The organism is Pseudomonas sp. RC2C2 (assembly GCF_018390435.1).
In the GTDB taxonomy this organism is placed as follows: Bacteria; Pseudomonadota; Gammaproteobacteria; order Pseudomonadales; family Pseudomonadaceae; genus Aquipseudomonas; species Aquipseudomonas donghuensis.
Window position 1 is genome coordinate 624,219 of the sequence record NZ_JAHBAX010000002.1, and the last position, 25,343, is coordinate 649,561.

A 25,343-nucleotide genomic window follows, 5' to 3' on the forward strand; every position below is an offset into this window, starting at 1 on the left:
AGCTGGCTTGCCAGCGATGAGGCCCTCAGAAACGCCTCAAACCATCGACAGATGCTGCTTGCGCGTCGGCGGAGCAAAGGCCCGGTCTATCGCCCGCAAGTCTTCATGGCTGAGTACCAGGTTAGCCGCCGCCGCGTTCAGGCGCACATGCTCAAGGTTCACCGCCTTGGGAATGGCGATCACGCCGTCCTGGCGAATCACCCAGGCCAGGCTCACCTGCGCCGGCGTTGCGCCATGGCGCTCGGCAATCTCGGCCAGGGTCGGGTGCTTGAGCAAGCGACCGGCCTGGGCCAGCGGGCAGTAGGCCATGGTCGGCAGCTGGCGCTTGTGGCTCCAGGGCAGCAGGTCGTATTCGATGCCGCGCTGGGCCGGGTTGTACAGCACCTGGTTGACGGCGCAATCGCGGCTCACCTGATACAGCTCGCGCAGGTCATCGACATCGAAGTTGGACACCCCCCAACGGCCGATCTTGCCCTCGACGCGCAAGCGCTCGAAGGCTTCGACGGTTTCCGCCAGCGGGTACTGGCCGCGCCAGTGCAGCAGGTACAGGTCGATATGATCGGTGCCAAGGCGTTGCAAGCTACGTTCGCAAGCTGCCGGAATACCCTTGAGGCTGGCGTTGTGCGGGTACACCTTGCTGACCAGAAACACGTTGTCGCGGCGCCCGGCAATGGCCTTGCCGACAACCTTTTCCGCACCCCCTTCGGCGTACATCTCGGCCGTGTCGATCAGGCTCAGGCCCAGCTCGATGCCGTGCTGCAAGGCGGCGACTTCGGCGGGCTGCCGGCCCGGGTCCTCGCCCATGTACCAGGTGCCCTGGCCGATGGCCGGGACGTTGTGTTCGGCAAGTTTCACGGTACGCATGTCACCTCCTGTGGGCGGATATGTTCAAGCAATACGTCCAGCAGCGCCTGGGCCGCTGCCGAGAGTTTATGGTCGGCCAACATCGTGACGCCAATGCGCCGTTCGATACTCGGCTCCACCAGCGGCACGCAACGCGCGCCCAGCTCCTGCATCTGGCCGATGCACAGCGCCGGCACGGCACTCACGCCCAAGCCGTTGGCAACCATACGGCCAATGGTCGACAGTTGGTGGCTTTCGAACGCCACCGCCAGCTTGCCGTGTTCGGCGGCCAGGTGCTGTTCGAGCAGCAAGCGCACTGCCGAGGGGCGTTGCAGGGCGATGAAGTCTTCGGCCAGCAGTTCGCGCCAGCTCACCTGGGCCTGTTGCGCCAGCGGCGAGTCGGCCGGTACCACGGCGACGAAGCGGTCCAGGTACAGCGGCTTGAAGCGCAGTGGCTCGCTGGCTTCAGGCTCGAAACCGATGCCCAGTTCGACGCGTCGGTGGCGGACCAGCTCCAGCACCTGTTCGTTGATCACATCGTGCACGGTGACGTTGACCCGTGGGTAGCGCTGGCGAAACACCTTCAGCGCCGCTGGCAGCAGGTTACCGGCAAAGGCCGGCATGGCCGCAATCGCCACCCGTCCAAGCTGCAGGGTAAAGCGCTGGCGCAGCAGTTCTTCGGTGTTGTCCCAGTCGGCCAGCAGTTGCCGGGCCAGGGGTAGCAACACTTCGCCCTCCGGGGTCAGGCTGACGCTGCGGGTCGTGCGGCTGAGCAGGGCGCCGCCGAGGTTGTCCTCCAGGGCCTTGATGGTCAGGCTCAAGGCCGGCTGCGACAGGTGCAGGCGTTCGCCCGCCTGGGCAAAGCTCTGGTACTTGGCGACGGTAACGAAAGCGCGCAACTGTTTGACGTTCATCGGACTGGACTATTGTTTTGGAAAATTTATTAAACGATCATAAAAACAAAATTAACAAATAAGTGCCCAGGGGTGAAGATGGCGCAAACGCTCGCCGACACCCCTGTCGGATCAACAACTACAAAAGGCGGATCAGCATGGCCGGACTGGACAAGCGCGTAGCAACCTATGAACAGGCTCTTGAAGGCCTGACCGACAACATGACGGTACTGGCTGGGGGTTTCGGCCTGTGCGGCATCCCGGAAAACCTCATCGGCGAAATCAAGCGCCGTGGCGTCAAGGGTCTGACCGTGGTCTCCAACAACTGCGGTGTCGATGGCTTTGGCCTGGGCGTGCTGCTCGAAGACCACCAGATCCGCAAGATGGTCGCCTCCTACGTGGGCGAGAACGCCGAGTTCGAGCGCCAGTTGCTCAGCGGCGAGCTGGAAGTGGAACTCACCCCGCAAGGCACCCTGGCCGAGAAGATGCGCGCCGGCGGCGCCGGGATCCCGGCCTTCTTCACCGCCACCGGCTACGGCACCCCGGTGGCCGACGGCAAGGAAGTGCGCGAGTTCAACGGCCGCAAGTACATCCTCGAAGAAGCCATCACCGGTGACTTCGCCATCGTCAAGGGCTGGAAGGCCGACCACTACGGCAACGTGGTGTACCGCAACACCGCGCAGAACTTCAATCCGCTGGCCGCCACCGCCGGCAAGATCACCGTGGTCGAGGTCGAAGAGATCGTCGAGCCGGGCGTGCTGTTGCCGAGCGAAATCCATACCCCGGGCATCTATGTCGACCGGGTCATCGTCGGCACGTTCGAGAAGCGTATCGAAAAACGCACCGTCAAAGCCTGACCCGATAGAACAATAAAGAGATCCTGACCATGGCACTTACCCGCGAACAAATGGCACAACGCGTAGCCCGCGAACTCAAGGACGGCTACTACGTCAACCTCGGCATTGGCATCCCGACCCTGGTGGCCAACTACGTCCCGACCGATATGGACGTGATGCTGCAATCGGAAAACGGCTTGCTCGGCATGGGTGAATTCCCAACCGAAGGGCAACTGGACGCCGACATGATCAACGCCGGCAAACAGACCGTGACCGCCCGCACGGGCGCCTCGATCTTCAACTCGGCCGAGTCCTTCGCCATGATCCGCGGCGGTCACGTCGACCTCACCGTGCTCGGCGCCTTTGAAGTGGACGTGGAAGGCAACATCGCCTCGTGGATGATCCCCGGCAAGCTGGTCAAGGGCATGGGCGGGGCGATGGACCTGGTGGCCGGTGCCGACAACATCATCGTCACCATGACCCACGCCTCCAAGGACGGTGAGTCCAAGCTGCTGCCGCGCTGCAGCCTGCCGCTGACCGGTGCCGGTTGCATCCGCAAGGTGCTGACCGACCTGGCTTACCTTGAGATCGAAAACGGCGCCTTCATCCTGCGCGAAACCGCGCCGGGGGTGTCGGTTGAAGAGATCATCGAGAAGACCGCTGGCAAGTTGATTGTGGCGGACGATGTCAAAGAGATGACCTTCTGATTTGAGTTTCGTGTAGACCTTGCTGGCCTCATCGCTGGCAAGCCAGCTCCCACAGGTTCGGTGTAGAGACGACCGTGTGGGAGCTGGCTTGCCAGCGATGGGGCCTTGTGCCGTTTCGATAAAGCCAATAAAAGGAAATTTCCGTGGCCGCTGATATTCAAGACAGCCGCTCCGCCCGCTTTGCCCTGCGTTGTTCGAACTGGGCCGAACGCTGGTTCCCCGACTCCTGGGTGTTCGCTGCGCTGGCCGTGGTGCTGGTAGCGGTCGCCGCCATCGTCATGGGCGCCAAGCCCACCGACACTGCCAAGGCCTTCGGTGACGGCTTCTGGAGCTTGATCCCGTTCACCATGCAAATGGCCTTCGTGGTCATCGGTGGTTATGTGGTGGCCAGTTCGCCGCCTGCGGTCAGGCTCATCGACCGCCTGGCGCGAATTCCCAAGAACGGTCGCTCGGCGGTGTGCTGGGTGGCGCTGATCTCGATGGTCGCGTCCTTGCTCAACTGGGGCCTGTCGCTGGTGTTCGGCGGCCTGCTGGTCCGTGCCCTGGCGCGCCGCAGCGATTTGAACATGGACTACCGTGCTGCCGGTGCAGCCGCCTATCTGGGCCTGGGCGCGGTTTGGGCCCTGGGCTTGTCGTCTTCGGCCGCGCAATTGCAGGCCAACCCGGCCAGCCTGCCGCCATCGATCCTGGCGATCACCGGGGTGATCCCGTTCACCGAAACCATCTTTCTCTGGCAATCGGGGGTGATGCTCGCCGCCCTGGTGGTGGTCTCGCTGGTCGTGGCCTATGCCACCGCACCCGGCCCGGGCAGCGCCCGCAGCGCCGAGGCCTGTGGCGTCGACCCGAGCTTCTCGGCGCCGCCGCCGCCCCAGCGCACCCGCCCGGGCGAGTGGCTGGAATACAGCCCGATCCTGATCCTGTTGCTGGTGGCGCTGGCAGCCGGCTGGCTGTACAACGAATTCTCGAGCAAACCTGCGATCACTGCGATTTCCGGGCTGAACACTTACAACCTGCTGTTCATCATGACCGGCGCCTTGCTGCACTGGCGTCCGCGCAGCTTTCTCGACGCAGTGGCCCGGGCGGTGCCGACCACCACCGGTGTGCTGATCCAGTTCCCGCTGTACGGCTCGATCGCGGCGATCCTGACCCAGGTCCAGGGCGCCGATGCACAAAGCCTGGCGCACCACATCTCGACCTTCTTCGTACAGATCGCCACCCACGATACCTACGCCTTGTTGATGGGCGTGTACTCGGCGGTGCTGGGGTTCTTCATCCCGTCGGGTGGCGGCAAGTGGATCATCGAAGCGCCCTACGTGATGCTGGTGGCCAATGACCTGCAGTACCACCTGGGCTGGGCGGTGCAGATCTACAACGCCGCCGAGGCGCTGCCGAACCTGATCAACCCGTTCTACATGCTGCCGCTGTTGGGCGTGCTGGGGCTCAAGGCCCGCGACCTGATCGGCTTCTCGTTCGTGCAGTTGCTGGTGCACGTGCCGCTGGTGCTGTTCCTGCTGTGGATCCTCGGCACTACCTTGCAGTACACGCCGCCGGTGATGCCGACCCCGGCGGGTTGATTGAGCCCGCTCCCACAGTCTGTGTCCAAACACAGATCAGCTTGGGATCATTGCAAAGCCGACGCCAAAGCGGTTCCAGGCGTTGATGGTGGCGATGGCCAGGGTCAGGTTGACCACTTCGGCTTCGCTGAAGTGCTCGAGCAGGGCGCGGTACTGGTGCTCCGGGGCGCGCTGGTCGGGCAGGCGGGTCAGGCTTTCGACCCAGGCCAGCGCTGTCCGTTCGCGCGGGGTGAAGAATTCGGTCTCGTCCCAGACGCTCAGGGTCTGCAGGCGCGCTTCGCTTTCGCCGCTGTTGCGGGCATCGTTGGCGTGCAGGTTGACGCAGTAGGCGCAGCCGTTGATCTGCGAGGCGCGCAGGCGCACCAGCTCCAGTAGCGAGTTCTCAAGACCCGACTTGCCCAAGGCCATTTCCAGGCCGACCATCGCCTTGTAAGCCTCAGGGGCGTGTTTGGCCCATTCGATACGGTTGCTCATTGTTGCTCTCCGGTAAGGTCCGCGACAGGCGGTGATGGCGTTACCTTAGCGCCTGGCCGGGCCAGCTCGAATAGCCAATTTTGCCCTTTGTCAGGAGGCCAATCAGCCCAGGGCCTCGAGGACGTCGCGCAACCGGTCCAGGGCCGGGTCGATGTCCAGCCGATCAATGGCGCCAAAGCCCAGCAACAAGCCCTGGCGCACCGGTACCCGGGCATGGAAGGGCGCCAGTGAATACAGGCCGACCTCGACCTTGCGTGCCATGCTGATGAGAAATTCCACATCCAGATCCCCCTTGGCCAGGGCGCTCAGGTGATAACCGGCAGTGGCCGGCACCACCTCGAACCACGGCGCCAGGTCGCCGTACAGACGTTCCAGGATGCGTTCGCGGCGCGCGGCATAGACCTCGTGCACACGGCGGATGTGCTTTTGCAACGAGCCTTCGCTGATGAACTGCGCCAGGGCCCATTGGTTGAGGGTCGGGGTGTGCCAGTCGGTCAGTTGCTTGGCAATGCAAAGTGCTTCGCGCAGCGCTTGAGGGGCGATGCAGTAACCCAGGCGCAGTTCTGGCAGCAGGGTCTTGGAGAAGGTCCCGACATAGGCCACCAGGCCATGATGGTCGAGGCTCTGCAACGAGTCGGTGGGCCGCCCTTCATAGCGAAACTCGCTGTCGTAGTCGTCCTCGATGATGATCGCGCCAAGCTGTGCCGCGCGCTCCAGCAGGGCCTGGCGCCGCGCCGGGCTCATCGGCATGCCCAGCGGGAACTGGTGTGACGGGGTGACATAGATCAGCCGCGTGCCTTGGGCGATCTGCTCGACGCACATGCCCTCGGCGTCGACCGGCACGCACTGCAGTTCGGCACCCTGGGCCAGAAACAACTGGCGTGCCGGGGTGTAGCCGGGGTCCTCCATGGCCACCTGGCAACCGGGCTCGATCAGCACCCGGGCGATCAGGTCCAGGGCTTGCTGGGCACCGTTGCACACCAGCACATCCTGGCTGCTGCAGCGCACGCCGCGAGCAAAGGCGATATGCCGGGCAATCGCCTCGCGCAACTCTGGCAGGCCCTGATGGGCGCTGTAGCGGGCGCTGCTGTGGCGGATCTGGCGCAGGGCGTACTGGCTGCAGCGGCGCCAGTCATCGAAGGGGAACTGCACCTTGCTTGAGGCGCCGCCGATGAAGTCGTAGCGCAGGGTGGGCAGTTTGAGGTCCGCCAGCGGGTTGGCGCGGGCTCGCCATTTGGCCAGGGTCGTGGCGCTGGCCAGGGGGATGCTGGCGATAGGCGAGGGGCTGCGGGTCGTGGCCGGGGTGATGAAGGTGCCTTTGCCCACCTGGCCGCAGAGCAGGTTGTCATAGGTCAGGCGCGAATAGGCTTCGGCCACGGTCTTGCGTGACACCCCCAGTTGTTCGGCCAGCAGGCGGCTGGGCGGCAGTTGTGTGCCGGCGGCCAGGCGGCCGCTGTCGATGCCGTCGCGCAACTGCTGGTAAAGCTGCTCGGCCAGGCCCTTGCGGCCTTGCAGGCTGATATGGAGTTCCATGGTGGGGGGGCGTCCGCAGGCGTTTGTCTGCTGCTCAGGTTACCTGATTCGGCGCCGTTGATCCCCCGGCGCAACGCCAATGCCCGCGGCCAGCAACACAACCTGCAGTACCTGAAACTGGCCCGGGTCTGCACCGACCGCGGTTAATCCCAGGCCGGCGCCAGGCCCTCGGGGCTGGTCAGACGCAGGCCGCTGTCGAGGGCGGCGATTTTGTTCATGTCCTCATCGCTCAGCTTGAGCTCGCGGGCCTTGAGGTTGCTGGCCAGGTTCTCGCGCCGGGTCGAGGACGGGATCACCGCATAGCCCAGCTGCATGGCCCAGGCCAGGGTCACCTGCGCCGGGGTGGCACGGTGTTGCGCGGCGATCTGCTGGATCACCGGGTCTTGCAGGACCTTGCCGTAGCCCAGGGTCATGTACGAGGTCACGGCAATGCCCTGACTGTGCATGAAGTCCACCAGCGTGCGGTTCTGCAGGTATGGATGCAGCTCGATCTGGTTGGTGGCGATGGCGTCTTTGCCAACCACCTCGATGGCCTGGCGCAGCAGGTCGATGGTGAAGTTGGACACCCCGATCTGCCGGGTCAGGCCCTGTTTTTGAGCTTCGGCCAGGGCGCCCATGAATTCGCTGACGGGCACTGCGCCCTTGGGCGATGGCCAGTGGATCAGGGTCAGGTCCAGGTAGTCGCTGCGCAGCTTGCCCAGGCTGTCCTTGAGGCTGGGGATCAGCTTGTCGGCGGCCAGGTTCTCGGTCCAGATCTTGCTGGTGATGAACAGCTGGTCACGGCCGATGCCGCTGGCGGCCACGGCCTGGCCGACTTCGGCTTCGTTGCCGTAGATCTGCGCGGTATCGACGGCGCGGTAACCGAGCTCCAGGGCGGTGGCCACCGAATCGATTACCACCTGATCCTTGAGACGAAAGGTGCCGAGGCCGAGGGCGGGAATAGTCATTAGCGGGTTCCTCCAGTGCGGGCGTTGATAAACAAGGCGTGCAGTATTGCGACTGTGCACACGCAGAAAAATGCCCATCGCGGCACAACCTTTTTGCCTGCAGCGCACGAATGCCCCGGCAGTGGTAGCCTTGCAGGGTCAGTCGCAGCGGATTCGCCCATGGCCCAGCACAAGCTCAGCATTCGTCAACGCAACGTTGACAACATTCTTCTTGCCGCCGAAAAGGTCTTTGCTGAAAAAGGCTTCGCCGGCACGGCCATGGCCGACATCGCCGAGGCCGCCGACCTGCCGCGCAGCAACGTGCACTATTACTTCAGCACCAAGGCCGAACTGTACCAGGCGGTGCTGTTCGGCCTGCTCGATGTGTGGAAGCAGGATGCCCTGTGCTTCGAGCTGTACGACGATCCACGCATTGTGCTGAGCAGTTACATCCGCGCCAAGATGAACCATTCGCGCACCCGGCCCCATGGCTCCAAGGTCTGGGCCAACGAGATCATCCATGGCGCGCCGAACCTTGGCGCAGCACTGGATGACCCGCTGTACGACTGGGCGAAGATGAAGGAGGCGAAGATCCGCCAGTGGATCGAGGATGGGCGAATCCTGCCGGTGGAGCCATCGGGCTTGCTGTACATGATCTGGGCCTCGACCCAGCACTATGCGGATTTCAGCCACCAGGTGGGGCTGCTCAATGACCACCAGCCCTTGTCGGAGCTGCAGTTCGAGCGGGCGGTGCAGACGGTGACCAGTGTGATCCTCAGGGGTATCGGGTTGGAGCCCTGATCAAAAGCATCGCTGGCAAGCCAGCTCCCACAGGTACTGTGGATGCTGATCTTGTGGGAGCTGGCTTGCCAGCGATAGGGCCCTGACCGTCAGAAGCTGAACTCCAGCTCCTCATACAAGGCTCCCGGTTCCAACCCATCGGTACTGTGCAACTCACTCTCCTTGCCCAGCGCCTCCAGCAACGGCCGCCGCGGCACCTCGGTGCCAGCCTCGGGGTTGCCATGCTTGCCGGGCATGGTCGACAACACACTGGTCAAACGCTGCGCCGTCCCGGCCTTGCCCCGTTTGTTGAAACCGCCCCAGAGGCTTTTTGGCGTGGCATTGAGGCTGCCATGGTGGCCGACCTTGTACAGGTCGACATCCGCCAGCAGCTGGCGAATGTCCGGGTGGCTCAAGGCATAACTCCAGTTCTCGATCTGCGCATCGCCCGGGAACAGCAGCTTCTTGCCCGCCACTTCGAACAGCAGGATCAGGCTGGTGTTGTTCATTTGCTTGTCCAGCGCAGTGACGATCTGCAGCAGTTGCTCGCCACGGGCTTCGCGCACCCGTCGGGCGATCCAGCGGCTGCTCATGGGCAGTTTGCTGCCACGCATCGCCGGGTAGTCGGCAAAGGGCCCCGGATCGTCGTCCGGCGGGTTGACCTGGGCATCGAGCAGTTGCCGGTGCAGGTGCCAGAACTCGGCCGGGTCACGGCTGCGCTGCTTGCGGATCGAGGCGCTCTGCTCGACCGTGGGCGGGCCGAGAATGTGCGTGCGCACGCCGGGCAGCAGCTCGGCCAGGACGTCCTCACTGCCGAAAAACGCATAAGCGTTGCGGGTGCCCATGCTCGCCAGGTTGTTGACCGCGCTGGCGTTGGAGATGTTGTCTTCGCCGATAAACCCCAGGCGCCGGGTCAGCTCCTCGGACAGCCCGTGCTTGCCCTGATCGAGCAGCTTGACCACGGCGCTGGCCAGGGCATTCATGCTCTTGAGGGTCTGGGCCATGCTGCGTGCGCCGAGCAGGCCGGGTTGTTCGGGGGCGCTGGCGTCTTCAGCCAGCTCAAGCTGTTCGGTCCAGGGTTGCAGCACCAGCTCCGGCGCCAGGCTGCGGATCACATCACCGCTGGCGGTGCCGGCGCGGTTGGTGGCAAAGCCGCTGATATGGTCGGCATGCCGGTGAGTCGCGACCACCGCATCGAGCTTGCCCGCGCACTTGGCTTTGATGTCCTCGGCAATGGCCAGCAGGCGCTGGCCCTGGGCGACACCCTTGGGCATGCCCATGGAACCGAAGTCGATCAGCACATGGCGGCGCACTGCGCCGGGGTAGTTGAAGCGCAGCAGGAAGCAGTCGCCAAAACCAACCTGGTAGGCATAGAGGGTCAGGCTGGTCGGGCTCATGCTTGCTCCTCGCGCAGCGGTCCCACCTGCCAGGCACGCTGGCGGTGCAGTTGGGCCAGCGGGTTGCGCAGGTCCAGCTCGCCGTTGTCCAGGCCCGCCAGGTAGCTCAAGCGGCGCAACTGCCACTGGCCGTCATTGAGGGGGCGCTGGACGTGGTACTTGATGCGCCCGTATTGATCGAAAATCAGCGTGCCGGCGCCGTAGACGGTAAGGGCGTCGGTGGTCTTGATCCAGGCCGGGCGCGGACTGATGTTGCACACGCTCTTGAGCTCGGCGCCAAAGATGTTGGCCTTCATGATGTATTCGCAAACGCTCTCGCGCAGCAGCAGGCCGTCGGTGCCCAGGCGGATGCTCGGGCGCACCGACACCACCTGGGTGTAGGCCCGCTCGTCGATGCCCAGTACCGCACGGTTCTCCCAGAGAAAGCGGAACACCTCTTCGTCGTCGCGCAGCATCGAGTCGAAGTGGCTGTTGCGGTACTGCACCTGGCCGTTGTCGGCAAAGCCATGCCAGCAGCCGTCGCTGTCGGTGCGCGCCGCTGGCGGGACAATACCGAAGGCTTCGAAGGTGGTGCGGATGATCAGCCGGTAGTCGTAGCGCGAATCATCCGGCGCCACCTGGGCATCGACGGTGAGCAGGGCGGCCAGGTAGTCGCCGAACTCCAGGTCCAGCGGCGGGCAATAGTCCAGGGCGCGGATGGCGATGGTCAGCAACTGGTCGGCGGCCTTGGCGCCTTCCGCGACCACTTCGCGCAGGTTGTACAGGTTGTCGCCAAAATTGCCCAGTTCGCCCAGGCGCGCCACCCACAGGGCGAGCATGCTGCGCAGCATGGCGGCGGCGAAGATTTCGCCGCGGTTGTGGGCTTCGGCAAACTGCTCGCCGCTAAGGTAATCGGTCGACGGCGGCAGCATCACCGAGCGGCGCAGGGCATTGGCACGCAGGCCTTCGAGCTGCTGGCCGAACTCTTCGCCGATACCGAACAGCAGCGATTCGGCGAGGTTCTGCGGGCTCAGCTGATCGCCATTGAGCAGGCGCCGGTCGCCCTGCACGGTCAGTTCGATGCGCCCGCCATTGGTCAGGGCGAACTCGATGATTTCACGCAGGGAGAACACCGACAGCAGGGCCACGACATCGGCAAAGCCTTCGTGGAAGGCCGCCTGGTCCGGCCCCGAGGCGTTCATGAAGCCGCCGCGCAAGCCGTCGAGAATCGCGTGAGTGGCTTCGTGGGCGACGATGTCGTGGGACAGGCAGGTGAACACATGCTGGCCGTCCAGGCCTTTGAAGTAACCGAACATCAGCGCCCGGTCAGCCCGTGAGTAAAAGGCGTTGGCTTCGACGAAGGCATGCGGCACCACATGCAACTGATGACCATCGAAGCCCCAGCCAACCCGGCGCCCGAGGGCCATCTCGAAACGCGCCAGGGTGCGCATGACCACCGCATAAACGTGCTGGCAATGGAACGCCGGATTGCCCAGCAGCGCTTCGCCGGGCGGGTCGAAGGGGTCGATCATGCAGCCGCTGGCCGCGTCCTGCTGGTAGGCGTGGGCGTGATACAGCTGGTTGCGCGAGGCATCGAAGTCGACCACCTTCAGGCGGTAGCCGGTGGGCCCCAGGCCGAGGCTTTCCCGCGGCACGCTGACCCGGGCGAACAGCAGCTCGCCGCGGGCATTACGCACTGCAGGATCCTGGGCGAGGATGGTGAAGGTCTGGCTATTGGCTTTCACGACCATGGGCAACGCTCCTGTGCACCAGGCTCAAATCAGCGGAACTGCTATCAGGGCAGCTTCAACGGCTCGTATTCCAACGGCGTTTCATTGCCCTGGCGGTCGATCCGGTAATGCTTGCCGTCGCGTTGGACGATGGCCTGGCCGTCACGGAAAAAACCGGGTCTGTCGTAGAGATAGGGCAGCACCACCTTGCCGCTAAGGTCGACAAACCCCCATTTACCTTCCTTGGCCACGCTCAGCAGGTTGTCGTTGATCAGCCGTCCGCCCCAGGTATTGTAGGCGAAGCCGTCGTATTCGAAAGGCAGCACCACTTTGCCGGATGTGTTCATCAGGCCGCTTTTTTTGCTGGCGCTGTCGTTCAGCAGCACATAGCCCTTCTCGGTAATGGGCCGCGAGCTGAAGCGCAGGGGGATCACCTGCTTGCCCTTGCGGTTGATCATGCCGTACAGGTTGCCTTTGGCGACCACCGCCAGGTCGTCCTTGGCTTCATCGAAACTCTCGACCCAGTCATAGTCGAAGGGCACCACGGTGCGGCCCCGGGTATCGATGTAGCCGCATGCGGAAGACGTCAGGCAGACGCCTGCCAGGCCATCGCTGAATGGCCCGGGGCGCTTGTAGAGGGCTGGGATGACCAATTGCCCCTTGCGGTCCATGTAGCCCCATTGGTTGTTGATGCGAACCGCTGCCATGCCTTCGTGGTAGACCGGTTGCAGCTCGATGGACGGCGCAACGATGACCTTGCCGCTGGCGTCTTTGAGGCCATACAGGCCATTTTCCTTAAAACTGACCGGGTCGGCGGGGGTGGTGCTGCACGCTGCCAGGGCAGCGCCCAGGCACAATGACGGGAGGGCGCGAAATAAAGCCTTCAATTCAGTGCATTCCTTGGCAAGGCGAGGGTAGGGCAAGGCATGCACCTTAGCCGATCGCGCCGGCCTTGCCCAGCCACTCAACCGCGGGCGAAGGCCTCAAGGCCGGCGCCTTCGAGGCGGTAGCGGACCCATTCATCCTGGGGCAGGGCACCCAGGGACTTGTAGAACTGGATGGCCGGCTCGTTCCAGTCCAGCACGCTCCATTCCAGGCGCCCGCAGCCGTTCTCGCAGGCTTCGATGGCAATATGGCGCAGCAGCTGTTTGCCGGCGCCGCCACCGCGTTGCTCGGGGGTGATGTACAGGTCTTCGAGGTAGATGCCGTTGCGCCCCAGCCAGGTCGAATAGCTGTAGAAGTACACCGCATAGCCGATGGCCTGGCCGTCGCGCTCGCAGATCAGGCTCAGGGCCTTGGCGCCGTCATCGAACAGGGTGCGCTCGATGTCGGCCACGGAAGCGATCACCTCGTGGCGGGCACGTTCGTAGTCGGCCAGTTCAGTGATGAAGGCGAGGATCTGGGCGGCGTCGTCGCGCCGGGCAGGGCGGATGGTCAGGCTCATGGCAGGCTTCCGGCAAGTGAGGTAATCGCCCATGTTAGCCGGAACTGGCCTTGAGGGTAATCGCTTCGCTGCGCAACCGCTTGAGCACCAGGGCAAAGGCCAGGCTGGCCAGCGCGGTCATGCCCGCCAAGGGCCCGGCACTGCCATCGGACAACTGGCCGATGACTAGGCTGCACAGGGCGGTGAAGGCCATCTGGATGAAGAAGAACAACCCCGAGGCGCTGCCGGCGATGGCCGCATAGGGGTGCAGCACCGCCCATTGGCAGGCCGGAATGGCCAGGCCCACCGAAAGCATGATCAGCAGCATCGGCAGGACGATCGCCAGCAATGCCTCGGGCCACAGGCGGGTGGTGAGCATCAGCAGCAGCGCGCCACCCAGGTTGAGGAACATGGCCTGGCCGAGCAAGGCATCGGCGCTGTAGCGCCCACTGCGCCGGCGAAACAGCTGCGAGCCGGCCAGATAGCCGCCGACGGTGACGGCGAAGACCGCGGCGTACTGCAGCGAACTCAGGCCCAGGCTGCGTTGCAGCAGGGTCGAGGACTCGGCGATGAACGGGAAATAGGTGCAATAGACGCAGGCAATCGCCAGTGAATAGCGCATGAAGTAGCCGTCGCCGAGCAGCCGCAGGTAAACCTTCAGCACCGGCTCGTGGCGCTGTCCGGCGGCGTGCGGCGGGCGGGTTTCCGGCAGGCGCAGGGCGATCAGCAGCAGGCTCAGGGCGGCGCTGAGGCTCAGCAGCAGGAAAATCCAGCGCCAGCCAAGGGTGGTTTCGATGAGGCTGCCCAGCAGTGGCGCGATCATTGGCGACAGCGCCATGCCCATGGACAGGTAACCGAGCAGGTGGCCCTGTTGCTGGCGGTCGAAGTGGTCACGCACCATCACCCGGCCGATGACGGCCCCGCAACAACCGCCCAGGGCCTGCAACAGGCGCGCGGCAATCATCACCTCGACGCTGCTGGCCAGGCTGCAGGCCAGGCTCGCCAGCAGGTAAATAGTGCCGCCGAGCAGCAACAACGGGCGGCGGCCAAAACGGTCGCACAGTGGGCCGCTGATCAGCATGCTCAGGGCGTAGCCGACCATGTACAGGGTCAGCGTCAATTGCAACTGGGCGTCGCTGGCGTGCAGGGCCGTGGCGATGTCGGGCAGGGCGGGCAGGTAGATATCCAGGGCCACCCGCGGCAGGCAGACAATCATCAGCAGCAACAGCAACGAGGTTCGTGGGCCGGGCGAGGGGGTGGTGCGCATGGAACATTTCCTTGTTGTCGATGCGTCGACCTTAACGGTCAATGTGGTTTAATCGGCAGCGCCATTAAGAGTGAATTTGATTGGACCACTATGCGCACCGGCAAAGCCGCCATCGCCCTCGATCTACCGCTGCCACCGGCATTGGCCCAGGGTAAGCAGCAAGGCGCTTATGCCGCCTTGCGCGATGCAATACTCGACAAGCGCCTGCCGGCCGGCACCCGCTTGCCCTCGACGCGAACCCTGGCCGAGCGCTGGCAGTTGTCGCGCGGCACCCTGGAGCTGGTGTTCGAGCGCTTGCGCGATGAAGGCTATGTCAGCCGGGTGGCCGGCTCCGGTACGCGGGTCTGCGCGGTCGTTCCTGACCTGTTCATCGCTGCCGGCAGCGGCCCGCCACTGGCGTTGGCGCAGCAGCCGGTCAGCGAGCCGACAGCCTCGCGCCTTACCGGTGTGCAGGTGGGGGTGCCGTTTGTCGCGCGCCTGGCCGACCCGGCACTGTTCCCGGTCAAGGCCTGGTCCCGGGCCCTGGGCAGGGCCTTGGCCTGCGCGCCGACAGCCTTGCTCAGTTCGCCAGACCCGGCCGGCCTGCCGGCCCTGCGCGAACGGATTGCCAACTACCTGCGCAGCTATCGCGGCATACGCTGTAATGCCCAGGACCTGATCGTCACCAGCGGCATTCGCCAGTGCATCGACCTCGTGGCGCGCAGCGTGATCTGCCCAGGCGACAAGGCTTGCGTCGAAGACCCCGGCTACCGCACCGCCAGGTCGCTGTTCGAGCGGGCCGGGGCGCAGGTGGTCGCAGTGCCGGTGACGGCCGAGGGTATGGATGACCAGCTGCTCGAGCGCCACCTTGATGCCCGCCTGGCCTGCGTGACCCCCGCGCACCAGTCGCCGCTGGGCGTGACCCTGTCGGTGTCGCGACGGTTGATGTTGCTGGACTGGGCCAAGCGTGCCGACGCCTGGATCGTCGAAGACGACTACGACAGCGAGTTCAACTACAACAATGCGCCGCTGCCGGCGCTCAAGGCCCTGGATCACAGCGACCGGGTGATCTACTGCGGCAGCTTCAACAAGACCCTGTTCGCCGGCCTGCGCGTAGGGTTCATGCTGGTGCCGGCCAGCCTGCGCGAGCCGTTGCTGGCCACCCTGCAGGGTACCGGTGGCGCGGTTGGGGTCACCGAGCAACTGGGCCTGGCCGAGTACATGGCCAATGGCAGCTTCGTGCGCTACCTGAGGCAGGCGCGCCAGGCTTATCAGCAACGCCGTGATCTGTTGCTCGAGTGCCTGGCCGAGCAGGCGCCGAGCGGTTATGAGGTCAGCGGGCAGCAAGCCGGTTTGCACTTTGTCCTGTGGTTGCCAGAGGGGACGGATGAGCAGGACTTTTGCCAGCGCGCGGCCAGTCAAGGCTTGCAGCTACAGCCGATCGGCAGCTTCTGCCAGCAGGTGCAACTGAGACCGGCGGTGATGATTGGCTTCACCGCCCTGACAGCGGCGCAGCTGCGTTTTGCCGGGCGCAAGCTCGCGGCGCTGCTGCATGAGGTTTCCTAATCGGCGGGTAACCGGCATGCTAGGGCCACGCTCGAATTCCCAAGGCCACTCAAGGAACCTGCGATGACCTGGTCCGCCGCGCAGTACAGCACTTTCGAGAACGAACGCACGCGCCCGGTGCGCGACCTGGTGGCGGCGCTGCCCAACCAGGCGGTGGCCAGCGCCGTGGACCTGGGCTGCGGCCCGGGCAACTCCACGCAAGTGCTTGCCAGGCGCTACCCCGAGGCGCAGGTCACCGGCCTGGACAGCTCTGCAGACATGATCGCCGCCGCCCGCCAGCGCTTGCCGCAGCTGGCGTTCGACGTGGGTGATATCGGCAGCTGGAGCGCCGAACAGGGCGTCGATGTGATCCTCGCCAACGCCTCGCTGCAGTGGTTGCCCGACCATGCCCAGCTGTACCCGCACCTGGTGCGCCAACTGGTGGCCGGTGGCAGCCTGGCCATCCAGACCCCGGACAACCTCGACGAGCCGGCCCATCGGCAGATTCGCGAGATCGCAAGGCGTGGCGCGTGGGCCAGCAAGGTCGCTGACCTGAAGTTGCCGCCACGGCACACCGCCGCCTACTACTACGATGTGCTCAGCCCCCATTGCCGGCGGGTGGACGTGTGGCGCACCACCTACTACCACCCGCTGGCGGGTGGTGCGCCGGCGGTGGTGGAGTGGTTCAAGGGCTCGGCGCTGCGGCCGTATCTGGCGGCGCTGGATGCGCAGGAGCAGGCAGACTTTCTACAGTACTACCTGCAGGCCATGGAGCAGGCTTATCCGCCTGCAGCGGATGGCACGGTGTTGTTACCGTTCCCGCGCCTGTTTATCGTCGCCACACGCTAGGCGATGCGCTGCTGGCGCCGCGCTTGCCATTGGCGCAGGACGCGCAGGTAGACCAGGCCGTTGACCAGTACCACCACCGAGCCGAGCACCAGCTGGATGCCCGGCGTCAGCCCGGCCGGGTAGATGATCGGCCAGATGTAATGCTCGATGAAACCGCCTTCGTAACCGGCCAGGCCCGAGGCCTGGCGCAGGCGGTTTTCCCATTCGGTGAGCGGGCAGGTGAGGTGAAAGAACTCCACGGCGGTCCCCCAGCACACCGCCGGTAAGTGCCACCACATCGCACCCCGCCATTTGAGTACCAGCAAACCGCCAAACAGCACGAACAGGATGAACAACAGGTGAAACAGCACCAGACCATCGGCGCCCAGGCGGTACAGCATGACGATTCCTTCCTCGTGGATATGTTCCTCTAGCCACCATGATATAGGCATTCGCGGGCCGCTACGATTGCCATGATCCGCTTGGCCAAGGCATGCTTGGGCCTTTCTGTCCACGGAGCCTGCCATGCAAGCCTCGACCCTGCTGCTCTACGTTATCGCCGCCAGCGCGGTGATGATCACCCCCGGCCCGGCGATGCTCCTGGCCCTGAACAATGGCGCGTCCCACGGCATGCGCGTGGCCGGTTTCGGCATGGCCGGGGCGATGCTCTCCGACCTGCTGTTGATTGCGGCGGTGGGCTGCGGCCTGGGGGCGTTGCTGCAGGCTTCGGAGCAGCTGTTCAGTGTGGTCAAGTGGGTGGGCGCGGTGTACCTGCTGTACCTGGCCTGGGTGCTCTGGCGGGCGCCGAGCAGCGCCTTGCAACGTAGCGCGGTGAGCGCTGGCGCCACGGGGCGTTCGGCCTTCTTGCGGGCATTGTTGGTCGGCTTGTCCAACCCCAAGGGCTTGCTGTTCTTCTCGGCGTTCCTGCCGCAGTTCATTCGCCCCGAGCAACCGGTGGCCGAGCAGTACCTGGTGCTGGCGATCACCAGCGCGGCGATCGACGGGCTGATGATGGCCGTTTACGCCTATGGCGGGCGGCACGCCATGCGGCGCTTTTCGGCGCGCACCATGCAGTGGATCAACCGCAGTTGCGCCGGCATGCTGGCGGCGCTGGCGGTGGGCTTGAGCCTGTACCGGCGCAGTGATTTGCGCTGAGCGAAAGCCAACGAGGGAGGATCAATGATCCTCCCTCGTTGTTTTTACCTCGGCCTCAGGACGCTTCGCGATAGGGGTTGCGCGGGTCATGCTGCCAGTCGAGGAACGGCTTGCCGGTGTCCTGCGGGACCATCTCGATGCAGTCCTGCACCGGGCAGGTGATCTGGCACAGGTTGCAGCCCACGCATTCGGCGTCGATCACCTCGTAACGGTGGCTGCCGTCGGCCTGCTTGAGGTTGGCGATGGCCTGGTGCGAGGTATCTTCGCAGGCGATGTGGCAGCGGCCGCAGTTGATGCACGCCTGCTGGTTGATCTTGGCCACTACCTGGTAGTTGATGTCCAGGTACTTCCAGTCGGTGGTGTGGCCCACGGCGCGCCCCTGGAACTCCTGGAGGCTGCGGTAGCCCTGGCTGTCCATCCAGCGCGAGAGGCCGTCCTTCATCTCGTCGACGATGCGAAAACCATGCAGCATCGCCGCCGTGCACACCTGCACCGCGCCGCAGCCGAGGGCGACGAATTCGGCGGCATCGCGCCAGCTGCCGATACCGCCAATGCCACAGATCGGCAGGCCATGAGTGGCCGGGTCGCGGGCAATTTCGGCGACCATGTTCAGGGCGATCGGCTTGACCGCCGAGCCGCAGTAGCCGCCGTGGGTGCTCATGTCGCCGACGATGGGATGGGCGACCATGCGTTCGAGGTCGACGCTGGTGATCGAGTTGATGGTGTTGATCAGCGACACCGCGTCGGCACCGCCGCGATGGGCGGCGCGGGCCGATTGGCGGATGTCGGTGATGTTCGGTGTCAGCTTGACGATCACCGGCAGCGAACCGTGCGTCTTGCACCAGCGGGTGACCTGTTCGACGTACTCCGGCACCTGGCCGACCGCCGCGCCCATGCCGCGTTCGGGCATGCCGTGGGGGCAGCCGAAGTTCAGCTCGATGCCGTCGGCGCCGGTGGCCTCGACCAGCGGCAGGATGGCTTTCCAGGAGGCTTCGACGCAGGGCACCATCAACGACACGATCAGCGCGCGGTCGGGCCAGTCCTTCTTCACCTGGGTGATTTCCCGCAGATTGATTTCCAGCGAGCGGTCGGTGATCAGCTCGATGTTGTTGATGCCCATGACCTCGCGGTTGACCCCGTAGTGCGCCGAGTAGCGCGACGAGACGTTGACCGCGGCCGGGTCTTCGCCGAGGGTTTTCCAGACCACGCCACCCCAGCCGGCCTGGTAGGCGCGGACCACGTTGTAGGCCTTGTCGGTAGGCGGTGCGGAGGCCAGCCAGAACGGGTTGGGCGCCTTGATGCCGGCGAATTCGATCGACAGGTCAGCCATTTATGCAGCCTCCACATTGAGCATCAGGTGCGCATGCATGGCCTCGGCGGCCAGCTTGCCGTGCTGCACGGCCTGGACGGTGAGGTCCTGGCCGAGCTGGGTGCAGTCGCCGCCGGCATACACGCCGGGCAGGCTGGTGCGCAGCTGTTGGTCGACGCGAATACGCTCGCCGTCGCGAGCAAGCTGTTGCCCGCTGCTGTCACCCAGGGCGCTGTCATCGAAGGTTTGGCCGATGGCTTTGAAGATCGCATCGGCGGCCAGTTCGAAGGTTTCCCCGGTTGGCTGCAGGCGGCCATCGCTCATGTGCGTGCGGGCAAAACGCATGCCGCGCACCCGGCCCTGATCGTCGAGCAATACCTCCTCAGGCTGGGCCCAGGTCAGCAGGCGTACCTGGTTTTCCTTGGCGATGTGTTGCTCGTGCGCGGTCGCGCCCATGTCCTCGACACCGCGGCGGTACACCAGGTTGACGTCGCGGGCACCGAGGCGGGCCATCTGCACGGCCATGTCGATGGCGGTGTTGCCGGCGCCGAGGACGATGCAGCGGTCGGCGACGGGCAGGGTGGTGAGGTCATCGGCCTGGCGCAGTTCACGGATGTACGCGGTAGCGGCGAGCATGCCCGGCGCAGCCTCGTTGGCCAGGCCCAGCTGGCGCACGGCACTCAGCCCAAGGCCGAGGAACACCGCGTCGAACTGCTGTTGCAGCTCGGCCAGGCTGAGGTTGTCACCCAGTACCTGGCCGTGGCGGATCTCGATGCCGCCGATCTGCAGGACGAAATCCACCTCGCGCTGGGCGAAGTCGTCCACCAGCTTGTACTTGGCGATCCCGTATTCATTGAGGCCGCCGGCTTTTTCCCGGGCTTCGAAAATCACCACGTCGTGGCCGTGCCAGGCCAGCCGGTGGGCGCAGGACAGCCCCGCCGGGCCGGCGCCGACCACGGCAATGCGCTTGCCGGTGCTGGCGGCGCGCTGGAACGGGTGCTGGGCAAAGTCGGCATGGTCCACGGCATAGCGCTGTAGCAAGCCGATCAGCACCGGCGCGCATTCCTGGTGGTTGTTGCGCACGCAGGCCTGCTGGCAGAGGATCTCGGTGGGGCAGACACGCGCGCAGCTGCCGCCGAGGATATTGGCCGAGAGGATTTTCTGCGCCGCGCCCTGGACGTTCTCCTGGTGGATGTTGCGGATGAACGAGGGGATGTCGATCTCGCTGGGGCAGGCATTGACGCAGGGGGCGTCGTAGCAGTACAGGCAACGGGAAGCTTCGAGGGCGGCCTGGCGGGCGGTCAGGGGCGGTGCCAGGTCGCTGAAGTACTCGGCGAGGGTGGCGTTGTTCTGGGTCGGTCGGGGCAGGTGGTTGAGGGAATCGATCACGGTGGGTTCCTCTTTTTTTATTTTTTGGGGAAGGCTTTGCCTTCCATTGCTGGCAAGCCAGCTCCCACAGGTTCGGCGGTGTCTGTGGGAGCTGGCTTGCCAGCGATGCTCTTCAGCGCTTCACGGCAACCGGCCTTGAATGCTCGGCCCGCTTGCTGAGCAGATCGAACACCGCCGGGTACGCCGGCCGTTCGATGTAGCGCCCGGCACCACGCTCGGCGCGCAGGTCGCCGTTGGCCCAGACCAGCTTGCCCTGGCTGATGGTGTGGCTGGGGATGCCACGCACGGTCTTGCCTTCGAAGATGTTGAAGTCCACCTGTTGATGGTGCGTGGCGGCTGAGATGGTCCGCGTGCCTTGCGGGTCCCACAGCACCAGGTCGGCATCGGCGCCGACGCGCAGGGCGCCCTTGCGCGGGAACAGGTTGAAGATCTTCGCGGTGTTGGTCGAGGTCAGGGCGACGAAGTCCTGCATCGACAACTTGCCGCTGTTGACCCCTTCGTCCCAGAGCACTGCCATGCGGTCCTCAATGCCGGCGGTACCGTTGGGGATGCGGCTGAAGTCGTCGCGCCCGGCGGCTTTCTGTTCGGCGCAGAAGCAGCAGTGGTCGGTGGCGGTGGTGTGCAGGTTGCCCGATTGCAGGCCGTGCCACAGTGCTTCTTGATGGCCGTCCTGGCGCGGGCGAAACGGCGGGCTCATGACGTAGCCGGCAGCGGTTTGCCAGTCGGGGTGGCGGTAGACGCTGTCGTCCAGCAGCAGGTGGCCGGCCAGTACTTCGCCGTAGACCTGCAGGCCCTTGTTGCGCGCGTAGGTGATCTCATCCAGGGCTTCACGGGTCGAGACATGCACCAGGTACAGCGGCGTACCCAGGGTCTCGGCGATGCGAATGGCGCGGCTGGCGGCTTCACCTTCAACCTGCGAGGGACGTGACAGCGGGTGCGCTTCCGGGCCCGTTATGCCCTGGGCCAGCAGCTTGCGCTGCAGGTGATAGACCAGTTCGCCGTTCTCGGCGTGCACGGTGGGTACCGCGCCCAGCTCCAGGCAGCGCTCGAAGCTGGCGACCAGGGTGTCGTCGGCGGCCATGATCGCGTTCTTGTAGGCCATGAAGTGCTTGAAGCTGTTGACCCCGTGCAGGCTCACCAGCTCGCCCATCTCCTCGCGCACCTGCTCGCTCCACCAGGTCACGGCGACGTGAAAGCCGTAGTCGCTGGCCGATTTCTCGGCCCAGCCACGCCACTGGTGAAAGGCTTCGAGCAGCGATTGCTGCGGGTTGGGGATGACAAAGTCGATGATCGAGGTGGTGCCGCCGGCCAGGCCCGCAGCGGTGCCGCTGTAGAAGTCCTCGCTGGCCACGGTGCCCATGAAGGGCAGTTGCATGTGGGTGTGCGGGTCGATGCCGCCGGGCATCAGGTACTGGCCGCTGCCGTCGAGCACTTCACAGCCGGCCGGGACCTCAAGGTCACTGCCGATGGCCTTGATCACGCCGTCGGCACACAACACATCGGCACGGTAGCTTTCTTCATGGGTAATCAGGGTGGCGCCACGAATCATAAGCGTCATCAGATGCTCCTCGCAGGCTTGACCGGTTGTTACCGGTTCTAGGTTTTGTACTTTTTTCAGCGTAGGCGAAAACCTGTCATCGCTGTCAGGAATTGAATCTAGTCGGCGATTTTGGATAGGGCAAATAATTAGTTTATAGGCCTATAACTAGGTTAAATGGCTGATTTACAAGGGTTATATTAACTATTTCGGGCTCAAGAAAAACGACCAGTGGTCCTGTCGTTCTTGACAGGTTGTGGAAATGGTCAAGATTTCTCATGGGCAGCCGTGATTGCCCACATGCCAGTGCAATGCAACCAACTCCCAAAAACACAACAACAGTGGAGCGGCCATGCAGCAGACCAGATCGCAGGTGAGCGAACGCGACGGCTTGTATGAACTCGACGCCGGCAGCGACGTCCTCGACAGCCCCCGGTACAACCACGACATCGCCCCGACCAAGGTGCACGAGCGCACCTGGAACAAATGGCACATCACCGCGCTGTGGGTCGGCATGTCGATCTGCGTGCCGACCTATACCCTCGGCGGCGTGCTCACCGCCTATTTCGGGCTGACCGTGGGCGAGGCACTGCTGGCGATCCTGCTGGCCAACACCGTGGTATTGATTCCGCTGACCTTGAATGCCTTTCCCGGCACCAAGTACGGCATTCCCTTTCCGGTGTTGCTGCGCTCGTCCTTCGGCATCCTCGGTTCCAACGTGCCGTGCCTGATTCGCGCCCTGGTGGCTTGTGGCTGGTTCGGTATCCAGACGATGTTCGGCGGCCTGGCCATCCACCTGTTTCTTGGTTCGCTGTCGGCGGACTGGAAGGCGCTGGGCGGCACCGGCGAGGTGATCGGCTTCATGCTGTTCTGGTGCCTTAACCTGTGGGTGGTGCTGCGTGGCGCCGAGTCGATCAAATGGCTGGAGACCCTGTCGGCGCCGTTGCTGGTGCTGGTGGGCGCCGGGCTGCTGGTGTGGGCCTTGCCCAATGTGTCGATCAGCGAGCTGATGGCCCAGCCGCCCAAGCGCCCCGAGGGCGCCAGCGTGTATGGCTACTTTTTTGCCGGGCTGACCGCCATGGTCGGTTTCTGGGCCACGCTGTCGTTGAACATTCCTGACTTCAGCCGCTATGCCAAAAGCCAGAAAGACCAGATTCTCGGGCAGATCTTCGGCCTGCCGCTGACCATGTTCCTGTTCGCCGCCCTGGGGGTGGTACTGACGGCTGCCTCGACCTCGCTGGTCGGCGAAACCGTGTCCGACCCGGTCAGCCTGATCGGGCATATCCAGAGCCCGCTGTGGGTCGCACTGGCCATGGCCCTGATCATCATCGCCACACTGTCGACCAACACGGCGGCGAACATCGTCTCGCCAACCAACGATTTCCAGAACCTGGCGCCCAAATGGATCGGGCGTACCACCGCGGTGCTGCTCACCGGGCTGGTGGGGCTGTTGCTGATGGGCCATGAACTGTTGAAAAAGCTTGGCTGGATCGTCAGCGAGGTGAGCCTGGAAAGCCTCTATTCCAACTGGTTGCTGGGCTATTCCAGCCTGCTCGGGCCGATTGCCGGGATCATGGTGGTGGATTACTTCATCATCCGCAAACAGACCCTGGACCTCGCCGGCCTGTACCGCGACGACGTCTATCCGGCCTGGAACGCTGCCGGTTTCATCGCCTTTGGCGTGCCGGTGGTGCTGACCCTGCTGTCGCTGCACAGCACCGCTTTCAGCTGGTTCTACGACTTTGGCTGGTTCACCGGCTCCGCATTGGGCGGGCTGATCTACTACGCCCTCGGCAGCCTCAAGGCGGCCCGCGCGGCCAACCTCAAACCCACCGTGTAGCGCCTATGGCCCGCAGAGGCCAGGCACGTGATGCAGGAGAAGCACATGCAAACCGCTCAGGATGTTCTGCAATCGACCCAACGGCATATCAACGGCGAACGTTTGTGGCAGTCGCTGATGGACCTGGCCCGGCTTGGCGCCACGGTCAAGGGCGGGGTTTGCCGCCTGGCCCTGACCGACCTTGATCGCCAGGCCCGCGACCTGTTCGTCAAATGGACCGAGGAGGCCGGTTGTACCGTCACCATTGACGGCGTTGGCAACATCTTCGCCCGCCGCCCGGGACGCAACCCGCAACTGCCGCCCGTGATGACCGGTAGTCATATCGACACTCAGCCGACGGGTGGCAAGTTCGACGGCTGCTTTGGCGTGCTGGCCGGGCTTGAAGTGCTGCGCACTCTCAATGACCTCAAGGTTGAAACCGAAGCGCCGCTGGAGGTGGTGGTGTGGACCAACGAGGAGGGCTCGCGCTTTGCTCCGTGCATGATGGGTTCGGGGGTGTTTGCCGAGAAATTCACCCTGGCCGAAACCCTGGCCAAGACCGATGCAGAAGGCATCAGCGTTGGCGAGGCGCTCAACGCCATTGGCTATGCCGGGCCACGGCCGGTCAGCGGGCATCCGGTGGGCGCTTACTTCGAGGCGCATATCGAGCAGGGGCCGATCCTGGAAGACCAGCACAAGACCATCGGCGTGGTGCTGGGGGCCCTCGGGCAGAAGTGGTTCGACCTGACCCTGCGCGGCGTCGAGGCCCACGCCGGGCCCACGCCGATGCACCTGCGCAAGGATGCCCTGGTTGGCGCCAGCGCGGTGGTGGCGGCGGTCAACCGCGTGGCCCTGGAGCACCAGCCCCACGCCTGCGGCACGGTCGGTTGCCTGCAGGCCTATCCGGGCTCGCGCAACGTGATCCCTGGTGAGGTGCGCATGACCCTGGATTTCCGTCACCTGGAGCCGGCGCGGCTGGATTCGATGATTGCCCAGGTCAAGGATGTGATCAGTAGCACCTGTCAGCAGCATGGGCTGACCCACAGCCTGACGCCGACGGCGGATTTCCCGCCGCTGTATTTCGACGAGGGTTGCGTGGAGGCGGTGCGCAGCGCGGCCAAGGGCCTGGGGCTGTCGCACATGGATATCGTCAGTGGCGCCGGGCATGATGCGATCTTTGTCGCTGAACTGGGGCCGGCGGGGATGATCTTTGTACCGTGCGAGGGCGGGATCAGCCATAACGAGATCGAGAATGCCGCGCCTGAAGACCTGGCCGATGGTTGCGCGGTACTGTTGCGCTCGATGCTGGCGGCGGCCCAGGCGCTGGCGCGGGGCAGGGAAGCGGCTTGAGCTCAAGGCCCCATCGCTGGCAAGCCAGCTCCCACAGGGAAAGCAGGAGCCACTGTGGGAGCTGGCTTGC

23 protein-coding genes are annotated in these 25,343 nt (G+C 64.6%); 9 read left to right on the forward strand and 14 right to left on the reverse strand.

The genetic code is table 11. From position 1 onward, the window contains the following. Positions 1-36 precede the first annotated feature (36 nt). On the reverse strand, positions 37-864 hold the full coding sequence (locus KHO53_RS21485) for an aldo/keto reductase (protein ID WP_036996018.1): 828 nt from the start codon (positions 862-864) through the stop codon (positions 37-39). Further along, positions 852-1,757, reverse strand: a complete 906-nt coding sequence (locus KHO53_RS21490; protein ID WP_010221793.1) for a LysR family transcriptional regulator — start codon at positions 1,755-1,757, stop codon at positions 852-854. Before KHO53_RS21490 ends, KHO53_RS21485 begins: the two co-directional genes overlap by 13 nt. 137 nt (positions 1,758-1,894) lie before the next feature. Here KHO53_RS21490 and KHO53_RS21495 point away from each other — a divergent pair, with 137 nt between their 5' ends. From KHO53_RS21495 to KHO53_RS21505, 3 genes are all read left to right on the forward strand, one after another. Further along, positions 1,895-2,593, forward strand: coding sequence for a CoA transferase subunit A (locus KHO53_RS21495; RefSeq protein WP_010221794.1), 699 nt, complete (start codon positions 1,895-1,897; stop codon positions 2,591-2,593). A 29-nt stretch (positions 2,594-2,622) separates the two neighbouring features. Next, positions 2,623-3,279: a CoA transferase subunit B gene (locus KHO53_RS21500; protein ID WP_010221795.1), complete on the forward strand. Its 657-nt coding sequence runs from the start codon at positions 2,623-2,625 to the stop codon at positions 3,277-3,279. A gap of 143 nt (positions 3,280-3,422) precedes the next feature. After that, positions 3,423-4,853, forward strand: a complete 1,431-nt coding sequence (locus tag KHO53_RS21505) for a short-chain fatty acid transporter (protein WP_036996016.1) — start codon at positions 3,423-3,425, stop codon at positions 4,851-4,853. A 36-nt stretch (positions 4,854-4,889) separates the two neighbouring features. On the opposite strand, the gene KHO53_RS21510 is transcribed toward KHO53_RS21505, so the two are convergent. The 3 genes from KHO53_RS21510 to dkgB all read right to left on the reverse strand — a co-directional run bounded on the left by KHO53_RS21510 (position 4,890) and on the right by dkgB (position 7,807). Next, positions 4,890-5,327, reverse strand: coding sequence for a carboxymuconolactone decarboxylase family protein (locus KHO53_RS21510; RefSeq protein WP_213570801.1), 438 nt, complete (start codon positions 5,325-5,327; stop codon positions 4,890-4,892). A 102-nt stretch (positions 5,328-5,429) separates the two neighbouring features. After that, positions 5,430-6,860 (reverse strand): MocR-like pyridoxine biosynthesis transcription factor PdxR, encoded by a 1,431-nt coding sequence (pdxR, locus tag KHO53_RS21515; protein WP_213570802.1) that lies wholly within the window; start codon positions 6,858-6,860, stop codon positions 5,430-5,432. A 143-nt stretch (positions 6,861-7,003) separates the two neighbouring features. Beyond that, positions 7,004-7,807 carry a 2,5-didehydrogluconate reductase DkgB gene (gene dkgB / locus KHO53_RS21520; RefSeq protein WP_213570803.1) on the reverse strand — a complete coding sequence of 268 codons (804 nt, stop codon included), beginning with the start codon at positions 7,805-7,807 and terminating at the stop codon, positions 7,004-7,006. 159 nt (positions 7,808-7,966) lie between these two features. On the opposite strand from dkgB, the gene KHO53_RS21525 reads away from it, so the two are divergent. Further along, positions 7,967-8,587 carry a TetR/AcrR family transcriptional regulator gene (locus KHO53_RS21525; RefSeq protein WP_010221800.1) on the forward strand — a complete coding sequence of 207 codons (621 nt, stop codon included), beginning with the start codon at positions 7,967-7,969 and terminating at the stop codon, positions 8,585-8,587. Between the two features lie 89 nt (positions 8,588-8,676). On the opposite strand, the gene KHO53_RS21530 is transcribed toward KHO53_RS21525, so the two are convergent. The 5 genes from KHO53_RS21530 to KHO53_RS21550 form a co-directional block, all read right to left on the reverse strand. Then, positions 8,677-9,963, reverse strand: a complete 1,287-nt coding sequence (locus tag KHO53_RS21530) for a ComEC/Rec2 family competence protein (RefSeq protein ID WP_010221801.1) — start codon at positions 9,961-9,963, stop codon at positions 8,677-8,679. Then, entirely contained in the window at positions 9,960-11,693 is a 1,734-nt protein-coding gene (locus KHO53_RS21535) for a gluzincin family metallopeptidase (RefSeq protein ID WP_036996008.1), read from the reverse strand. Before KHO53_RS21535 ends, KHO53_RS21530 begins: the two co-directional genes overlap by 4 nt. 44 nt (positions 11,694-11,737) lie before the next feature. After that, positions 11,738-12,559: a WG repeat-containing protein gene (locus tag KHO53_RS21540; protein WP_189638141.1), complete on the reverse strand. Its 822-nt coding sequence runs from the start codon at positions 12,557-12,559 to the stop codon at positions 11,738-11,740. A 77-nt stretch (positions 12,560-12,636) separates the two neighbouring features. Beyond that, a complete protein-coding gene (locus tag KHO53_RS21545; RefSeq protein ID WP_010221804.1) occupies positions 12,637-13,116 on the reverse strand; it encodes a GNAT family N-acetyltransferase in 480 nt (159 codons plus the stop codon). 34 nt (positions 13,117-13,150) lie between these two features. Next, positions 13,151-14,362, reverse strand: a complete 1,212-nt coding sequence (locus tag KHO53_RS21550; protein WP_213570804.1) for a multidrug effflux MFS transporter — start codon at positions 14,360-14,362, stop codon at positions 13,151-13,153. Positions 14,363-14,452: 90 nt separating this feature from the next. Here KHO53_RS21550 and pdxR (KHO53_RS21555) point away from each other — a divergent pair, with 90 nt between their 5' ends. Both pdxR (KHO53_RS21555) and tam read left to right on the forward strand, forming a co-directional pair. Further along, positions 14,453-15,907 (forward strand): MocR-like pyridoxine biosynthesis transcription factor PdxR, encoded by a 1,455-nt coding sequence (pdxR, locus tag KHO53_RS21555; protein WP_213570805.1) that lies wholly within the window; start codon positions 14,453-14,455, stop codon positions 15,905-15,907. Between the two features lie 63 nt (positions 15,908-15,970). Continuing rightward, positions 15,971-16,735 carry a trans-aconitate 2-methyltransferase gene (gene tam / locus KHO53_RS21560; RefSeq protein WP_036996000.1) on the forward strand — a complete coding sequence of 255 codons (765 nt, stop codon included), beginning with the start codon at positions 15,971-15,973 and terminating at the stop codon, positions 16,733-16,735. Here tam and KHO53_RS21565 read toward each other — a convergent pair. Further along, positions 16,732-17,115, reverse strand: coding sequence for a DUF2784 domain-containing protein (locus KHO53_RS21565; RefSeq protein ID WP_010221808.1), 384 nt, complete (start codon positions 17,113-17,115; stop codon positions 16,732-16,734). The two genes, tam and KHO53_RS21565, sit on opposite strands and share 4 nt — an antisense overlap. 124 nt (positions 17,116-17,239) lie before the next feature. Between KHO53_RS21565 and KHO53_RS21570 the strand changes: the two genes are divergently transcribed. Then, the gene (locus KHO53_RS21570) at positions 17,240-17,869 is read left to right on the forward strand and encodes a LysE family translocator (protein WP_010221809.1); all 630 of its coding nucleotides are present in this window, start codon (positions 17,240-17,242) and stop codon (positions 17,867-17,869) included. Between the two features lie 55 nt (positions 17,870-17,924). Here the strand turns inward: KHO53_RS21570 and preA are convergent, their stop codons facing one another. The 3 genes from preA to hydA form a co-directional block, all read right to left on the reverse strand. Further along, positions 17,925-19,199, reverse strand: a complete 1,275-nt coding sequence (gene preA, locus KHO53_RS21575) for an NAD-dependent dihydropyrimidine dehydrogenase subunit PreA (RefSeq protein WP_100782203.1) — start codon at positions 19,197-19,199, stop codon at positions 17,925-17,927. Beyond that, entirely contained in the window at positions 19,200-20,567 is a 1,368-nt protein-coding gene (locus tag KHO53_RS21580) for an NAD(P)-dependent oxidoreductase (protein WP_213570806.1), read from the reverse strand. It abuts the gene before it with no gap. Between the two features lie 112 nt (positions 20,568-20,679). Further along, positions 20,680-22,125 carry a dihydropyrimidinase gene (gene hydA / locus KHO53_RS21585; protein ID WP_010221813.1) on the reverse strand — a complete coding sequence of 482 codons (1,446 nt, stop codon included), beginning with the start codon at positions 22,123-22,125 and terminating at the stop codon, positions 20,680-20,682. Between the two features lie 331 nt (positions 22,126-22,456). Here hydA and KHO53_RS21590 point away from each other — a divergent pair, with 331 nt between their 5' ends. Then, entirely contained in the window at positions 22,457-23,944 is a 1,488-nt protein-coding gene (locus KHO53_RS21590) for an NCS1 family nucleobase:cation symporter-1 (protein WP_213570807.1), read from the forward strand. Positions 23,945-23,989: 45 nt separating this feature from the next. Then, a complete protein-coding gene (locus KHO53_RS21595) occupies positions 23,990-25,273 on the forward strand; it encodes a Zn-dependent hydrolase (RefSeq protein ID WP_213570808.1) in 1,284 nt (427 codons plus the stop codon). The last annotated feature ends 70 nt before the right edge of the window (positions 25,274-25,343 follow it).